The organism is Streptomyces caniscabiei (assembly GCF_014930365.1).
Lineage (GTDB): Bacteria > Actinomycetota > Actinomycetes > Streptomycetales > Streptomycetaceae > Streptomyces > Streptomyces caniscabiei.
Window position 1 is genome coordinate 1 of record NZ_JABXWI010000043.1, and the last position, 11650, is coordinate 11650.

Genomic DNA, 11650 nt, shown 5'->3' on the forward strand with positions numbered 1-11650 from the left:
CCGCCGCCCGCCCGATCCCGGAGGACGCGCCCGTCACGAGGGCCACTGGGGAAGCTGTCTGCATGGTGGTTCCTTCGGTTGCGGGAACGACTTCGTCGTTCCCTGCGCGGGGTCGCCTGGACTCAGGTCGACACGGCCCCCACCGGTCCTGCAAGCCCGGACCAAGCCGGTCCGGCCAAGCTCGGGATCGTTGTGGACTGAACAGTCAGAAACCTAGGCGGTTCTGTACTGAGTTGTCAAGTACGGCGGGCGGCTCCACCTTTCCCCTTGGTCGCGACGACGGTGGCCGAGTGTGTGCGAGCAGTCCTGCAGGGGAACGCACAGCACTCCGTCGTCGCCGGCCGCGATCGCGTCACCTCGTCGGACGGTGGCGCCGGCGACCACGGCGGGCGCGGTCACCGGGCCGGGGCCGGTCTGTCCCATGTCCTGCGCCGAGACCCCTCGCGAACAGGCAGGGAAGCCCATTGCCGTCAGCTCGGACGGGCCATGTGGTCCTGCGCGGTCATGCGGCCCGTCGTCTTGGTCTCGACGTCGGACACGGGTGTGATGTCCAGCAGCAGGCCGGGGGTGAACCTCGCAGACCTGTGGCCGGCGCGGCTCGAACCGGAACCCCTGGGCGGCGACGAGCGGCCGGGTGCGCGATGGTGGCCGTGGGCCTGGGCGATCTTGCGCGTCAGCAGGGTGGTCGCCTGTGCCGGTTGTGGTCCCGGTTGCACGGGGGGGCGTCCGCCACGTGGGTGAGCGGGACGTCGGGCTGACGCTCGCGCGGGGTGGCGACCATCGGACCGGTCGCCGATCGTCGACGCCCAGCGGAAATCCGTACCGCTCCCCGCATCCGCGGGGACGGCAACCAGCTCTACGGGGCATCAAGGCGGAGCGCTGGCACGAATTCGTGCATACGCGGTCCGAGTTGGCGCAGCGGCGGCCGAAGTGCCACCGTCTGGCCGGCGGCGTGGCGTTCGGCCGGCTGACCGTGCGGTTCAAGCCCGGCGACACCGCGCCTGCGGTGGAGCAACTCGACTGGGGGCGGGCGCAGTTCTTCGCCAACCGCCCGGGCGACCGCCCGGCGGCGCGTAAACCTGCGGGCCGCGCCTGCGCGGCGTCGAGGTGGGCCGGCCACATCGGATGCCGGTGCAACGGGGCCGGCCGTGCCCTTCTCAGCTTTGGCGCGGGCGGGGCAGGAGTGCGAACGCGCTCTCCGCGATCGAGGTCAGGCGGTCAGGGCTGTGGCCGTATGCGCCGACGACGTCGCTGCCGCGGATGACGGTCAGCAGGAGGTAGGCGAGGTCGTCGGGGTCCGCGTCGGGGTCGATGTCGCCGTTGCGCTGCGCCGCTCGCACGCACTCGGCCACGGCCGCCCGGACTACGGAGAAGCAGTCGTGGGCCAGGCGTTGTACCTCGGGGTCGGAGGCGCCGATCTCCAGGGCCATCTTGGCGGCGAAGCAGGCCGCCGCCGTCCGGTCGGGGGCGGGGGGTACGTCGGGGGCGAGTGGCACTCCGTGGACGGCGCGGAGCAGGTAGGCGTGCAGGCGTTCCAGGGCGCCCTCGTCCGGTCCGGCGAGCATCTTGGGCGGACCCTGCCCCAGCCGGGCGAAGTAGCTGGTCATCGCCTGCATCAGCACGCCGTGCTTGTCGTCGAACGCGCCGTAGAGGCTGCCGCGGCCCAGGCCGGTCGCGGCGCTGATGTCGTCGACGCTGGTGCCGTTGTAGCCCGAGGTGCGGAACTGCCGCTCGGCGGCATGCAGGACGTGGTCGCGGTCGAAACTTCGTGGTCTGGCCATGCATCGAAGGTACGACCGACCCACCCTTCTTGACAACCCAGTACAGAACCATCTAGGTTTCTTACCGTTCAGTCCACAACGGTCCTGAGCTCCCCGGACAGGATGCGTGCACGCCCGGCGCGATGACTGGCCGGCGCCTACATCAACAGGATGCTGGCCACCGCGGTCACCGACACGGCCCTCCAGAGGATCGCCGAGGTAAGCCCCACAGCGGCCACACGATGATCTCGAAGCCCTGAGATCTCAGCCCGCCATCCGGTCGCCTCACCTTCATCGGTGAGGAAACCAATCAGATTCCAGACGGCTTTCAGTCATGCCGAGCAAGCAAGGGAAAAAAATGAGTACCAGCATCGACCGCGGGGCGCCCGCCTCCGGAAAGACAAACTCGGGCCTTCGCGGCTCACATGCCGTGCGCTGGTGGGTGCTGGTCGTCATAGGCATGGCACAGCTCATGGTCATGCTCGATGCGACCGTCGTGAACATCGCGCTGCCCGAGGCGCAGCAAGACCTCGGCTTCAGCGACGGCAGCCGGCAGTGGGTCATCACGGGGTACGCCCTGGCGTTCGGCAGCCTGCTGCTGCTCGGCGGCCGACTCGGTGACCTGTTGGGCCGACGCACCCTCTTCGTGATCGGCTTGGCAGGTTTCGGGGCCGCGTCCGTCGTCGGCGGCTCGGCCGGCAGCTTCGAGATCTTCGTCGCGGCACGTGTGGCCCAAGGCCTCTTCGCCGCGCTGCTCGCGCCCGCGGCACTCTCACTGCTCAGTGTGACCTTCACCGAACCGTCGGAAAGGGCGAAGGCCTTCGGTATCTTCAGCGCGCTGGGTGGTGCGGGCGGCGCGATCGGGCTGCTGCTCGGCGGCATGCTCACCGAATGGGCGTCGTGGCGCTGGGTGATGTACGTGAACGTCGTCTTCGCGGTCCCCGCCCTGATCGGTGCACTGCTGCTGCTGGCCAAGCCCGTGATCAACAAGAAGCCCCAACTCGACATTCCGGGCATCGTCGTGGTGAGCGCCGCGCTGTTCGCCGTCGTCTACGGGTTCGCGCACGTCGAGTCCACCAGCTGGACCGACCCGGTCGCCCTCGGCTCCATGATCGTCGGCGCGGTGCTGCTCGCGGTGTTCGTCTGGCTGGAGGCCAGGGTCGCGCATCCGCTGCTGCCGCTGCGCCTCGTGCTGGACCGGACCCGCGGTGGTTCGTTCGCGGCGGTGTTCGTCCTGGGCATGGGGATGTTCTCGATCTTCCTGTTCCTGACCTACTACTTCGCGGCCAGCCTCGGCTACTCGCCGATCAAGACCGGTCTGGCGTTCCTGCCGATGGTCGCGGGCGTCGTCGCCTCGTCGACCACGATGCCTTCGCTGGTGCTGCCCAAGGTCGGCCCGAGGATCGTCGTCAGCGCCGGCTTCCTGGTCGCCGCAGCCGGTATGGCCCTGCTGACCCGGCTCGAGCTGGACAGCACCTACGCCACCCACATCATGCCCGGCCTGATCCTGCTGGGTCTCGGCATCGGCGCGGTGATGTCCACCGCGATCCAGGGGGCGACCTCAGGCCTGCACCACGAGGACACGGGCGTCGCCTCGGCGCTGATCAACACCGGTCAGCAAATCGGCGGCTCCATCAGCACGGCGCTACTGACCACCATTGCCTCGTCAGCCGCGACCGACTACCTGACTTCGCACAAGCCCAGCGCGCTGGCCGCGGCGCAGGCCGGCGTCGAGAGCTACACGGCCACCTTCGCGTGGGGCTCCGGGTTCTTCGTGGTCGGTGCGGTGATCGCCGCGTTCCTGATCCCGAACCGGGCCCTGGAGCCGTCCGAGGGCGAGCCCGTGATGGCCCACTGAACCCGGATCCACCCAAGAGAAGCCCTGCCACCCGCGATGACTGTTGCTCTCAGGACACGAACCAGCACAGGAAAGCAGGGCACCTCCAGGCTTCCACCGCGACCGTCTCGCCCCGCGAACCCACGACAGGGCCCTCTCCGCGATGGACCTCACCACCCGCCACCCGCGCACCAGAGAACTACTGTCCACGGCGAAGTCCATGGTGCAACCAGACCCGACAGGAGACACTCCCATGAAACGACGTACATTCCTCGGCGCGACCACCGCATCGCTGGCCGCCACCCAACTCGCCGGGCCCGCCCACGCCACCAGTTCAACCGCCGGCCCAACCGCCGGTCAGTACACGGTCGTCGCCCGCTTGTGGGGCTCGATGCCGACGGGTGTCACCGTCTCACGCCACGGCCGTATCTTCGTCAACTTCCCCCGCTGGGGCGACGACGTCCCGTTCACCGTCGCCGAACTGCGCGGCGGGAAGCCCGTGGCCTACCCCAACGCCGAGGTGAACCGCGAGGACGCCTCCGACCTGGCCGGGCACTTCCAGTCGGTGCAGAGCGTCGTCGTCGACCCGGCCGACCGGCTGTGGATCCTCGACACCGGAAACCCGCTGTTCGCCGGGTCCTCCTACGGCGGCCCGAAGCTCGTGGCGGTCGACCTGCGCACCGACCGGATCGTACGGAAGATCCTCTTCCCGCCCGAGGTGGTGCCGTCGAACAGCTACCCCAACGACGTGCGCTTCGACCTGCGGCGCGGCGCCGAGGGCATGGCGTTCATCACCGACTCGGGCGGCTCGAACGGCATCATCGTGGTCGACCTCGCCACAGGCCGCTCCTGGCGGCGACTGGCCGGGCAGCCCTCAGTGCTCCCCGACGAGCAGTTCCTTCCCGTCATCGAGGGCGAACCCCTCATGATCCGCCCCGCGGGCAGCGAACCCATGCACTACGAGACCGGCTCCGACGGCATCGCCCTCAGCGCCGACGGCAAGCGCCTCTACTACTCCCCCCTGTCCAGCCGCCGACTGCACAGCGTGTCCACCGACGCCCTCGCCGACCCCGACGCCACCGACGCCGAGGTGGCGGCGACGGTCGAGGACCACGGGTTCAAGCCGATGGCCGACGGCCTGGAGAGCGACGACAAGGGACGGCTCTACGGCGGCGACCTGGAACACAACTCCATCTGGCGCAGGAACCCGGACGGCACCTACCGCACCCTCGCCCAGGGCACCGACCTGATCTGGGTCGACACCCTGTCCGTCGCCTCGGACCGGCACCTGTACGCCACCGCCAACCAGCTCAACCGGGTGTCGCTCTTCCACGAGGGCGAGGACCTGCGCCGCAAGCCCTATCTCCTGGTCCGCCTGCCGATCGACGCCGGACCGGTCAGGCTCGTGTGACCTCTCCGGCCCACGTCACGTGACTGCCTGGTCGCTGTCCCTGTCCGGACGGCGAACCGGTCCACCAGCACGCCGGCCGAGGGCTCGACCACGGGGCCTGGGTGCCGCTGAATGACCATGTACCCGCTGGCCGAGGAGGGTGTGCTGGTGATCGGCTCCGGCCTTATGACGCACGGGCTGCCGTTCATCACCCGTGCGATGCTCGATGGCCAAGTCCCGGGCTGGTCCGCCGACTTCGACGCCTGGGCCGCCGACGCCCTCGCGCGCGGCGTGGCGGACGAACTCGCCACGTTCCGGACGAGGGCGCCCGGTATGCCGTACGCCCATCCGACCGTCGACCACTACATCCCGCTGTTCATCACCCTGCGCGCCGCCGCGCACCCCGACCGGCCGGTGCGGACCACCGTCGAGGGGTACACGATCGGCTTCTCCAAGCGCTCGTTCCAGACCGCCGTGTGACACCGACAGCCGTATGACGACAACACCGAATCAGATCACCTTCATTGAGGAAACGAACATGACCGAAGCCACAGACCGGATCATCGACGCCCTGCGCAGCGGGCACGACCACCTCGCCGCCGTGGTGCACGGACTCACCGCCGCCGATCTCACCCGCCCGTCCGGCGCGTCGGAGTGGGACGTCTCCCAGGTGCTCAGCCATCTGGGCAGCGGCGCCGAAATAGGCCTGGCCGCACTGGAGGGCGCGACAGGCGGTACGGGTGCCCCCGACGGCGACTTCAACAAGTCGGTGTGGGCCCGCTGGGACGCGATGACCCCGGCCGAGCGCGCCGAAGGCTTCGTCACCGCCAACCAGGCGCTGGTCGAACGCTATGAGGGTCTCGACGCGGGGGCCCGCAGTGACCTCCGGATCGACCTCGGCTTCCTGCCCGCGCCGGTGGACGTCGCGACCGCGGCGGGGCTCCTGCTCAGTGAGCTCGCCCACCACTCGTGGGACGTCGAGGTGGCCTTCGACCCGTCGACGCCCCTGGCGTCCGCCGCGAGGGGGCCGCTCCTCGACCAGGCCGGCATGATGCTGGGCTTCATCGGCAAGGCGGGCGCCCTGGAGAACCGCCCCGTCGCCGTCGCGGTGCACACCACCGCACCCGAGCGCGCCTTCGGTCTCTCGGTCGGCGAGACGGTCGCGCTCACCGGCGAACCCGAGAACGCCGACGCCGTGCTGACGGCCCCCGCCGAGTGGTGGCTGCGACTCGTCACCGGCCGGCACGCCCCCGCCCACACCCCGCCCTCCGTGACCCTCACCGGCGACACCGTCACCCTCGACGACCTGCGCAGGGTCTTCCCCGGGTTCTGAGCCCGGCGGCAAGGCAACGGGCACGGAAACACGCCCCAGCTAGCCTGCGCGTTTCACTCGGGGTCGTGTCCGGATCATGAGCGGCACAGCGAAAGTGCCTTCTGACCTGGGACGACAGGGCTTGTCCAAGGCTTCTGTCGTCTCGCGGGGGAAGGCACTTTCCGCGTGCACACCACCGGGTCACGTCCGCGCATTGTCGTCTCGGCCGACGGTCGCGGGGTGGTCGGCCATGCCGGATCCCGTCTGCCGGCCGATCTGGCCGAAATCACCGGGCTGACCAGCGCCTTCACCAGCGCGTTGCGTCGGCTGCGGCCGCGCGGCACGGGGCACGCCCCCGGCCGGGTGGCGGTCGACCTGGCCGTGACGCCGACGGCGACGAGACCCGCACTGACCTCGCTGTCCTGTGTGACCAGCGCGATGTGTTCGGCCCGGTCGCCTCCACACCCACCGCCTGGCACTTCGCGCCGACATCGGCCCTCCCCCACTGGCCGCCCTGCAAGAAGCCCGGGCCACCGCACGCGAAATCGCCTGACTGCAAGCCGCCGACACCCGCGACGGCATACCAGCGTCCCGCACGGCCGGGCGCGACCTGCCCTGCCTGGTCCTGGACCTCGACGCCACCCTGGTCCCCTGCCACTCCGAGAAGGAGCAGGCAGCCGCCACCTACAAGCGCGGCTTCGGCTACCACCCGCTGCTGTGCTTCCTGCACCACATCCGGGCCCTGCCCGACCGGGTCTGGCACCCGGCCCTGGAACAGGACGGATCCCTGCGCGACGGAGCAGAGGCCGCCGAGCTGACCGGCATGATCGACCTCACCCGGCTACCCCGACGGCACCCGCGTCATCGTGCGGCGTGAGCGTCCGCATCCCGGTGCCCGGCTGTACCTGTTCGACTTCGACGAAGGCATGCGCCACCAGGTCTTTCTCACCGACACCCCGGTCACGGGTGGGGGAACCGCGCAACGCCTGGAGGCACGCCACCGCACGCATGCCCGCGTGCAGGAGCGCATCCGCCTGCTCGTCTGGACCCAGGCGCTGCTGTTGGACGGCGAGTTGGCCACCGCCGAGCCGAAGAAGCTCCGCTACCGGCTGCTGCGCGCCGCCGCCCGCATCACCCGCGGAGGCCGCCGACTCTGCTTCCGGACCTCCGCTACCTGGCGTTGGCGGACCTCCGCTACCTGGCGTTGGCGACACGAGCTGACCAGCGCATTCACCCGCCTCGCAGCCCTGCCCCGGCCAGCCACCTGACCGCAGCACTGTCCCTGCCCTTCCGCGACCCGAGGAACCCCGGAGCACCCGACCCCAGCGTCGGGCCCCGGCCATGCCCGCCCCTCGACCAGCACCCCGAATGGCGGCAGTCGGCTTCGTTGGTCTCGATCTCGTACAGGGCTGTCCTCACCACGGGGCGCTCACGTCTTCGAGGAGGGTCGCCAGGAGCTCGCAAGCGTCGTCCTCGTGCGGGTCCCTGCCGGAGGCGTGATCGCTGACGTGGAACACAGTGTCCTTCGCGGTGACCGTGTACCTGGGCCGACGTGGACGGCGTAGTGCGTGGGTTGCATGCCGACGTCGTCGGGGATGTCCAGGCCCGCCGCGCACACCCCGGCGTCCCCGGCGATGAGCATGGCACGGGCCTCGCGGACACGGGGCCGGCCCAGCACACCGGCGAGACGGGTCAGCTCGTCGTCCCGGCACCGCTGGGCGGGACGCCGGGATCGATTCCGGTGCCCTTGGTCACGAGGACTCCTGGGCCGGGTCGGGGACGGTATCGGGGTCGGGGTCGGGGTCGGAGTCCGTGGCGGTGAGGGGGAGCAGTACCTGGAAGCGGGTGTCGCCGGGTACGGACTCGACTTTCAGGTCACCGTGGTGCTTGTTGACGACGATCCGCCAGGAGATGTCGAGCCCCAGCCCGGTGCCCTCGCCCACCGGCTTGGTGGTGAAGAACGGGTCGAAGATCCGGCCGCGGATCTCCGCCGGCACTCCCGGGCCCGTGTCGCGGAACTCCACCAGCAGCCGGTCGTGCACCAGAGCGGTGCGTACGGTCAACGTCCCTGCGCCGCCCGCGCTGTTGATGGCGGAGACCGCGTTGTCGATCAGGTTGGTCCACACCTGGTTCAGCTCGGCCGGGTAGGCCGGAATCCTCGGTACCGAACGGTCGTACTCCTTCACGACCTTGACCTGTGGACCGATCTTGCCCGACAGCATCAGCAGCGTGCTGTCGAGGAGTTCGTGCACATCGGCGACCTGGTAGGGCGCGCGGTCCAGCTGCGAGTACTGCTTGGCGGCGTCGACGAGGTGCGAGATCCGGGTGGTGGAGTCCTCGATCTCGGACATCAACAGCTCGGTCTCGACCGTGTAGTTGAGCCACCCGATGGCGCTCTGCAGGATCTCCTCCTGATCGCATGCCGCCGCGATCTGCTCCAGCCAGTCGACGTCGAGACCGCCCTGCACGAAGGTCGGCGCGATCTGCCAGCCGTTCGGGACACCGTGGTCGTCGAGCCAGTCGGCGAGCTCGTCCTCCCGGTCGGACGCTTCGAGCGGGCTCAGTGCCGGCGCCTTGGAGACCCGCTCGGCCGTACGCTCCTGGAGGGCGACCAAGGCCTTCAGGACGTCGTGGTGATAGTCGCCCGAGGCGATGACGCCGAGCTCGTTGCGCATGTGCGCGACCCGGTCCCTGAGCGAGGAAGTGGCCCGTACGGCCGCCGCGGCCGGGTTGTTGAGCTCATGGGTGAGACCCGCGGACAACGAGCCCAGCGCCAGCAGCCGTTCGCGCTGCCCGACGGCCCGCTGAAAGGTCTGCGAACCAAGGACGAGCCCCTCCAGGAGATGGACCGCCATCGGAAACCACTCGTGCATGAAGCTCGCGAACGATTCGGCGGGCAGGACGAAGAACCGCGTCGGTTCCGGCACCCGCAACGAGTTGGGGTACCGCTGCGGTTTACCGTCCCCGACGAACGCCATCACGGCCCCCGCGTACACCCCTGGCTGGGACGTGCGGCTCACCTCGATGTCGTCGCTGCCCACCCGGCGCGACATGACCACCGTGCCCTCGATCATCACGTACAAGCAGGCCGCCGGGTCACCTTCGGCGAACACCGGCCCGGGGTCGAACAGTTCGACCCGTCCCTCGCCGCACAGCCTGCCGAGCTGTTCGGAGTTCAGCTTCTCGAAGAGGAACAGCGAGCTGATCTCCGCCGCGCTGCACGGCATCAGCCGCCCGCTCACGACTGCTCCAGATACCGGTGTACGAGCATCACGGCCATGGCTCCCTCTCCGACGGCGGACGCGACCCGCTTCGCGGACTCCGCGCGCGCGTCCCCGGCGACGAACACGCCGGGGATGTTGGTCTCCAGGTGGTACGGCGGCCGGTCCAGCTCCCAGTTGGCCGGTGGCCGCCCGTCGGCGGTCAGATCGGGCCCGGCGAGGATGAACCCGCGCCCGTCCCGCGACACCGTACCCTCCAGCCAGTCGGTCAGCGGGGCCGCGCCGATGAACACGAACAGCCACTGCGCGTCGACCAGTTCGGTATCCCCGCTCGTCGCGTCGCGCAGCGTCAGCTGTTCCAGGTCGTTGTCGCCGTGCGCGGCCTCGACGACCGTGTGGGCCCGCACGAAGATGTTCGGCGACTCGGCGATCTGCTGGATCAGATAGTGCGACATCGACGCGGTCAGGTCCGGCCCGCGCACCAGCAGGGTGACCGACTTGGCGCCCCTGGCCAGGTACATCGCCGCCTGCCCGGCCGAGTTGGCGCCGCCGACGATGTACACGTCGTGCCCCTGGCAGGCGGCGGCCTCGGTGAGCGCCGACCCGTAGAACACCCCACGACCCGACAACTCGTCGGCACCCGGCGCCTGAAGCTTCCGGTACGACACACCGGTCGCCAGAATCACGCTGTGCGCCGCGATCTGCGACCCGTCCGCGAACCGTACAAGCCGCGCCGCCCCGCTGCTCTCCAGACCGGTCACCTCCCGCGCGGACAGGATCTCGGCGCCGAACTTCGTGGCCTGCCGGCGCGCCCGGTCGGTCAGCTGGCCACCGGACACCCCGTCCGGGAAGCCCAGATAGTTCTCGATCCGTGAACTCTGCCCGGCCTGCCCGCCGGTCGCCGACCGCTCCACCAGCACCGTCCGCAGGCCCTCCGAGGCCCCGTACACGGCCGCGCCAAGACCGGCCGGGCCGCCGCCGATGACGACCAGGTCGTAGAAGTCGGCCGTGGGTGTCGTCGACAGCCCCACGTGCGCGGCCAGTTCGGGCACCTCCGGCTCGACGAGCGCCGTACCGTCCGCCGTGATCACCACCGGCAGCCGCTGCCCGTCCTGCCCGGCGGCGGCCAGCAGCCGCTGCCCCTCGGGCTCCTCGGTGGAGTACCAGCGGTACGGCACCTGGTTGCGGGCCAGGAACTCCCGAACGTCCGAGGAGCGCGCCGACCATCGGTGCCCGATCACCTTGGTGGCGGGCACGGGGCGGTAGTCGCTGCACCGCCACGCCTCCAGGAGGTCGTCCAGGACCGGGTAGAGCTTCTCCTCCGGCGGGTCCCAGGGCTTGAGGAGGTAGTGGTCGAGGTCGACGACGTTGATCGCGTCGATCGCCGCGTTCGTGTCCGCGTACGCGGTCAGCAGCACGCGGCGGGCGCCCGGGTAGATGTCCAGGGCCTGTTCGAGGAACTCGATGCCGTTCATCTGCGGCATCCGGTAGTCGGCCAGGATCACCGCGACCAGATCACCGCGCAGCTTCAGCTCCCGCAGCGCCTCCAGCGCGGACTCACCGGATTCCGCGCGCACGATCCGGTACGACGCGCCGTAGCGCCGCCGCAGGTCACGGGCGACGGCCCGGGACACCCCGGGATCGTCGTCCACGGTCATGATGACGGTCCGCGCAGCGTCCGCGGCCTGTGCCATACGAACTCCCACCCCGAGTGATCGGATCACCGGCCGGCGCCGGCCCGGTGCCGGCGTCGCCTTTCAGCCATCGTATGTTCGATCGCCCCGCTCCGGTTACCTCCGCCGCGAGCCGAGCACGCTGAACTCGTTGCCCTCCGGGGCCACCAGTGTGGTCCAGGGCTGCTCTCCCTGGCCGATGTCCGCGTGCCGCGCCCCGAGGGCCGGCAGCCGGTCGACCTCGGCCTACCGGTTGGCCCCGCTCCGCCCATCCCGGTGGTCTCGCCGCGAGGGGCGAGTGATCCACTACTCGGCCCATGCCGCGATCCGTTCCGCGATCGCCTCGGGGGCCTCGATGTGCAGGAAGTGACCGACGCCGGGGACGATCTCCATCGCGTGCGGGGCGGCGAACCGATGTCGGTCGTCGACCTTCGGGGGGAGGAAGCAGCCGTCGTCG

General features: G+C 70.2%; 10 protein-coding genes and 1 pseudogene. 5 read left to right on the forward strand and 6 right to left on the reverse strand.

All coding sequences use genetic code 11. The annotated features are described in order from the left end of the window. Window positions 1-213: 213 nt before the first annotated feature. The 3 genes from HW837_RS50560 to HW837_RS47610 form a co-directional block, all read right to left on the reverse strand. Window positions 214-465, reverse strand: a complete 252-nt coding sequence (locus HW837_RS50560) for an RraA family protein (protein ID WP_390623622.1) — start codon at window positions 463-465, stop codon at window positions 214-216. Window positions 466-470: 5 nt separating this feature from the next. Next, complete coding sequence (locus HW837_RS47605; RefSeq protein ID WP_193382225.1) at window positions 471-716, reverse strand: hypothetical protein; 246 nt, start codon at window positions 714-716, stop codon at window positions 471-473. A 441-nt stretch (window positions 717-1157) separates the two neighbouring features. Continuing rightward, complete coding sequence (locus tag HW837_RS47610) at window positions 1158-1781, reverse strand: TetR/AcrR family transcriptional regulator (protein WP_193382226.1); 624 nt, start codon at window positions 1779-1781, stop codon at window positions 1158-1160. A gap of 337 nt (window positions 1782-2118) precedes the next feature. On the opposite strand from HW837_RS47610, the gene HW837_RS47615 reads away from it, so the two are divergent. The 5 genes from HW837_RS47615 to HW837_RS50565 all read left to right on the forward strand — a co-directional run bounded on the left by HW837_RS47615 (window position 2119) and on the right by HW837_RS50565 (window position 7567). After that, window positions 2119-3618, forward strand: coding sequence for an MFS transporter (locus HW837_RS47615; protein WP_078854011.1), 1500 nt, complete (start codon window positions 2119-2121; stop codon window positions 3616-3618). Window positions 3619-3850: 232 nt separating this feature from the next. Next, complete coding sequence (locus tag HW837_RS47620) at window positions 3851-5008, forward strand: L-dopachrome tautomerase-related protein (protein ID WP_045563508.1); 1158 nt, start codon at window positions 3851-3853, stop codon at window positions 5006-5008. 111 nt (window positions 5009-5119) lie between these two features. Then, window positions 5120-5467, forward strand: a complete 348-nt coding sequence (locus tag HW837_RS47625; RefSeq protein WP_234442865.1) for a class III extradiol ring-cleavage dioxygenase family protein — start codon at window positions 5120-5122, stop codon at window positions 5465-5467. 58 nt (window positions 5468-5525) lie between these two features. After that, the gene (locus HW837_RS47630) at window positions 5526-6320 is read left to right on the forward strand and encodes a maleylpyruvate isomerase family mycothiol-dependent enzyme (protein ID WP_093792934.1); all 795 of its coding nucleotides are present in this window, start codon (window positions 5526-5528) and stop codon (window positions 6318-6320) included. An 845-nt stretch (window positions 6321-7165) separates the two neighbouring features. Then, on the forward strand, window positions 7166-7567 hold the full coding sequence (locus HW837_RS50565; RefSeq protein ID WP_408995460.1) for a hypothetical protein: 402 nt from the start codon (window positions 7166-7168) through the stop codon (window positions 7565-7567). Window positions 7568-8050: 483 nt separating this feature from the next. Here HW837_RS50565 and HW837_RS47640 read toward each other — a convergent pair whose 3' ends face one another. The 3 genes and pseudogenes from HW837_RS47640 to HW837_RS47650 all read right to left on the reverse strand — a co-directional run. Next, a complete protein-coding gene (locus tag HW837_RS47640; protein WP_196790472.1) occupies window positions 8051-9526 on the reverse strand; it encodes an ATP-binding protein in 1476 nt (491 codons plus the stop codon). Between the two features lie 11 nt (window positions 9527-9537). After that, window positions 9538-11214: an NAD(P)/FAD-dependent oxidoreductase gene (locus tag HW837_RS47645; protein ID WP_193382228.1), complete on the reverse strand. Its 1677-nt coding sequence runs from the start codon at window positions 11212-11214 to the stop codon at window positions 9538-9540. A 96-nt stretch (window positions 11215-11310) separates the two neighbouring features. Then, a pseudogene (locus HW837_RS47650) lies at window positions 11311-11439 on the reverse strand (VOC family protein); the annotation flags it as partial. Between the last annotated feature and the right edge of the window lie 211 nt (window positions 11440-11650).

Bases quoted from the DNA above. Each gene is read 5' to 3' on its own strand.
- HW837_RS50560 (WP_390623622.1), bottom strand. From the start codon at position 465: ATGGGCTTCCCTGCCTGTTCGCGAGGGGTCTCGGCGCAGGACATGGGA.
- HW837_RS47645 (WP_193382228.1), bottom strand. From the start codon at position 11,214: ATGGCACAGGCCGCGGACGCTGCGCGGACCGTCATCATGACCGTGGAC.
- HW837_RS47630 (WP_093792934.1), top strand. From the start codon at position 5,526: ATGACCGAAGCCACAGACCGGATCATCGACGCCCTGCGCAGCGGGCAC.
- HW837_RS47615 (WP_078854011.1), top strand. From the start codon at position 2,119: ATGAGTACCAGCATCGACCGCGGGGCGCCCGCCTCCGGAAAGACAAAC.
- HW837_RS47625 (WP_234442865.1), top strand. From the start codon at position 5,120: ATGACCATGTACCCGCTGGCCGAGGAGGGTGTGCTGGTGATCGGCTCC.
- HW837_RS47620 (WP_045563508.1), top strand. From the start codon at position 3,851: ATGAAACGACGTACATTCCTCGGCGCGACCACCGCATCGCTGGCCGCC.
- HW837_RS47610 (WP_193382226.1), bottom strand. From the start codon at position 1,781: ATGGCCAGACCACGAAGTTTCGACCGCGACCACGTCCTGCATGCCGCC.
- HW837_RS47640 (WP_196790472.1), bottom strand. From the start codon at position 9,526: ATGCCGTGCAGCGCGGCGGAGATCAGCTCGCTGTTCCTCTTCGAGAAG.